Genomic DNA, 3591 nt, shown 5'->3' with positions numbered 1-3591 from the left:
TGACGCCGGGGCAGATCGCGGTGATGCTGCGCTCCGCCTACGACCCCGCTATCGCCGCCACGCTGGAACGCCACGGCAGGCTCGGCCAATCCCTTGCGACCGCAGGGCCGGTCGCGGTCACCGAGACTTGGGGCAAGCTCCGCACCGACTCCGCCCACCACGCAGTGCTCTGGGTCAGCGAGTGGCCCAGGTCGCTCGTCTATCCGGGATTCCTGTCGCCGGTGCTGCTGTCCACCGGCATCCAGCGGTCGTTCTCGCTGATCTGCACCCCCATGCGTTCCGACGCCGCTGCTCGCGACATCCGCAAGAAGAAGGTCGAGCACATCTCCGACCAGGCCCAGCGCGCGAAGATCGGCCAGATCGAAGACGCCTCACAGACCGCCGAGTACCACGACGTGCTCCAGCAAGAAGCCGACCTCACCGCCGGACACGGCATCCTCCGCTACACCGGCCTCATCGCCGTCTCCGCACCCACCGTCGAAGAACTCGACGCCGCCGTCGCCGCCATCGAGCAAGCCGCGATCCAGGCATCTTGTGAGACCCGGCTGCTCGTCGGCCAGCAAGCCGCCGCCTTCACCGCCGCTGCGCTCCCGCTCTGCCGGAGGGTCTGACGGGTCTTACGTGCCTCGCAGTGTGAAGCCCGTACCAAACGACTACGCGCTGTCCCTCGTGCGGTCGGCGATTGACCTTGGAGCGTCGACCTGCCGCGGACGAACGAGAACATACTCGCCGTCAGGGGTCATGCTCTCGCGCAGCAGCTCAACGACGCGCACGAGCGTCGCATCGTCAATCGTCGGTCCGTCCAGAGCGGCGCGGACCGCGTCTTCCAACTCGCTTGGAAGCACCTCGTCGTCGATGCGGACATTGGCGAGCATTGATCGCGCGCGAGCTGCGTATTGGTCCGCCAGCAACGCTGAAAGAAGAATCGCCTGGTACTGCTCCGCCGTCATGCTCTGTGGGCTGCGCGCCAGCTCTTCCGACGGTGGCTCATTATGCTCGGCGAGCGGACCTTCAAGGTACGCAGTAGGAACCTCATCTACCTTGCCGACTTCGACAGAGAACGTCTGCCGTGGCGGTCGAGTTGTGGCCCACTTCCACAGTCTTGAGACACCGAGGACCGCGGCGTCCACCGCAACATCAACTCCACGTTCAATGTAGGGCGCTAACGCCTCCATGATTGCGTCGCCGACTTGGTACCGGAACTCCTGACCGGGCGAAGGGCGCGCTGGTACCAAGGGTCCGCGCGACCGCACGATCTCGTCGATGTCGGCTGGGCGAGACTCAGTAGGACCGAGCAGGTTCTTGGTGTCGTCGTCACGGAGCAGGTCCCGTTCATACCCACGGGTCGCCCGCGACTCGGAACGGTGGGTTCCCTCGCGACGCCGCACCCAACGCAGCTCTTCGTCGTCGTTCATGCCTCACCTCCTCGGTGGTCGAAGTTTACCGGCGTCGAGCGCGGTGGGCTGGAGGAATGAGAAGCCCCTTGCTGCTGAATGCCTCAAATGATCTGCGGGTGCACGGGGGCGCACCTCGTGGGTGACATGACCTACCGATGGAGGCCACCATGCCCACGTTCTTCGATTCGACCGCGGATGCAGCGGAGGCATCCGAAGCCTTGCGCGGACTCGCGCACCCGAGCCGGGGGTTCGATCAGCCCGCCGAGATGTACGGGGTGATCGGTGATCTGTCCTCGGGGATGCGCTCGCTGCGGCAGGCACTCGATCAGATCGCCGATGTTCACGAGCGCAAGGTCGCGCACGCCTTCAATGACGCCGGAAGCCACGAGGCAGGAGTGCGTGACGCCCTCGCTGCTGCGGAGGAACTGCGTCAGGCGGCGAACCTCGTCGACCGGGCGTATGACCGGCTCGCGGAAGGGTTCATCGCCGCCGGGCGGATCGCCTGGCACCCTGAGCCCGCCGTCGAGGAGGCCGCGCCGTCTCGGTGGGTCAGTGTGGTGTTCCTTCAGGGCGAGGAGGCGGACCGGCCATTGCGCATCCTCGGCGAGCTGGGGCATGTCGATGCGGTGGACTTCCTCGCGCAGTGGGACTACGGCGACGAGACCACGCAGGCCGCGCTGGAGAACGGATACGTCTACGACGAGCCCGGCGAGGGCACCAACGACCGGGTGGCGCTCTCGGGCGACTACGCGCTGGTCGTCAACCCGCACGTCGGCTACGTCTCGCTCCTGCGCCGCTACACCGAACCGGAAGCAGAGCCCCAGGACGCCGAACCAGTCGGAACCCCTCCGGTGCAGGCTGGGCCGGAGTTGCTGGTGTCGTACTCGTCGCCGGGTGCCACGGAGCGGGCCGATGTGCCGACGGCGAAGCGGGATGGGTCGTGGTTCGAGCCGGCCAAGATCACGGCTGTCAAGCAGGCGCGAGGGCTGGTGCTGTGACCGAGGATCGCGCGCGGCTGCACACCGCAGTTCTGGTAGCGCCGTCGAAGGAGCGGCGGAAGCTCCGGAAGCAGCGCCGCAAGGCAGAGGCCCGGCTCCACGCCGAGCAGCGTCGGGCCGCGCTCGCCGCGGCGAAGGCGAAGGCCGAGGAGGAGCGTGCCGAGCGGCGCGCCACGGTCTACCTGCCGAAGTCTGGCGAACCGGGTGCCGCGAGGCTGCGCACTCCGGGTCGGTTCCATCTGACGCGGCATCAGGACACGTCGGCGACGCTGGCGGGTGCGTATCCGTTCGTCGCCGAGGGTGGGCTCGGTGCCGATGGTGTGTTCGTCGGCCAAGACCTGTACTCGGGCGGGAGTTTCGTCTACGACCCGTGGGTGCTCTACGCGCGCGGGATCATCACCGCGCCGAACGTGGTGCTGGCCGGGATCGTCGGCTCAGGCAAGTCCTCGCTAGCCAAGTCGCTCTACACGCGGTCGCTGCCGTTCGGGCGGCGCGTGTACGTGCCCGGCGACCCGAAAGGCGAACACACCGCCGTCGCGAACGCCGTCGGCGGACGCGCCATCGTCCTCGGGCACGGGCTCAACACTCGCCTGAACCCGCTCGACGAAGGTCACCGGCCCAGCGGACTGTCGGACGCGCAGTGGGCCTCGACCGTCGCGGCGCGGCGTCGTGACCTGATCGGCGCGCTCGCGGAGACCGTGCTCGCGCGAGGCTTGTCGCCGTTGGAGCACACCGCGATCGACATCGCCCTGACCCAGACCGTGTGGGAGAACGACGTGCCGATCCTGCCGATGGTCGTCGATCACATCCTCGCCCCCAGCAAGGATGCCGACGGCAGGCTGGCCGAGGACGGCAGGCTCGTCGGCCACGCGCTACGCCGCCTCGTCGCAGGCGACCTGGCCGGGCTGTTCGACGGCCCCTCCACGGTCGCGTTTGATCCGTCATTGCCGATGATCTCCCTCGACCTCTCGCGGGTCACCGAGAACTCGACCCTCATCTCAGTCCTGATGACGTGCTCGTCAGCGTGGATGGAATCCGCACTGCTCGACCCGAACGGTGGGCAGCGGTGGGTGATCTACGACGAGGCATGGCGGCTCATGTCCCACCCGGCGCTGTTGCGGCGGATGGATGCGCACTGGCGACTCGCCAGGCACTACGGGATCGCGAACATGCTGATCTTCCACAAGCTCACCGAC

Annotated in this window: 4 protein-coding genes; 3 read left to right on the top strand and 1 reads right to left on the bottom strand. The window is 67.6% G+C overall.

Going from position 1 to position 3591, the window contains the following annotated elements; genetic code table 11:
• Positions 1–611: SCO6880 family protein (locus N864_RS20315; protein WP_034721687.1), on the top strand; the 611-nt coding region annotated here is incomplete at its 5' end.
• A gap of 42 nt (positions 612–653) precedes the next feature.
• Here N864_RS20315 and N864_RS24850 read toward each other — a convergent pair.
• The gene (locus tag N864_RS24850; protein WP_013601309.1) at positions 654–1415 is read right to left on the bottom strand and encodes a hypothetical protein; all 762 of its coding nucleotides are present in this window, start codon (positions 1413–1415) and stop codon (positions 654–656) included.
• A gap of 137 nt (positions 1416–1552) precedes the next feature.
• On the opposite strand from N864_RS24850, the gene N864_RS20305 reads away from it, so the two are divergent.
• Both N864_RS20305 and N864_RS20300 read left to right on the top strand, forming a co-directional pair.
• On the top strand, positions 1553–2395 hold the full coding sequence (locus N864_RS20305; protein WP_240474430.1) for a hypothetical protein: 843 nt from the start codon (positions 1553–1555) through the stop codon (positions 2393–2395).
• Positions 2392–3591 (top strand): ATP-binding protein (locus N864_RS20300; protein WP_034721682.1); only part of this gene is annotated, 1200 nt, incomplete at its 3' end. The genes N864_RS20305 and N864_RS20300, both read left to right, overlap by 4 nt.

The sequence above is a fragment of the Intrasporangium chromatireducens Q5-1 genome, from assembly GCF_000576575.1.
Lineage (GTDB): Bacteria > Actinomycetota > Actinomycetes > Actinomycetales > Dermatophilaceae > Intrasporangium_A > Intrasporangium_A chromatireducens.
The sequence above is the reverse complement of the archived record's forward strand: the minus strand, read 5'-3'. Positions and strand labels throughout refer to the sequence as shown.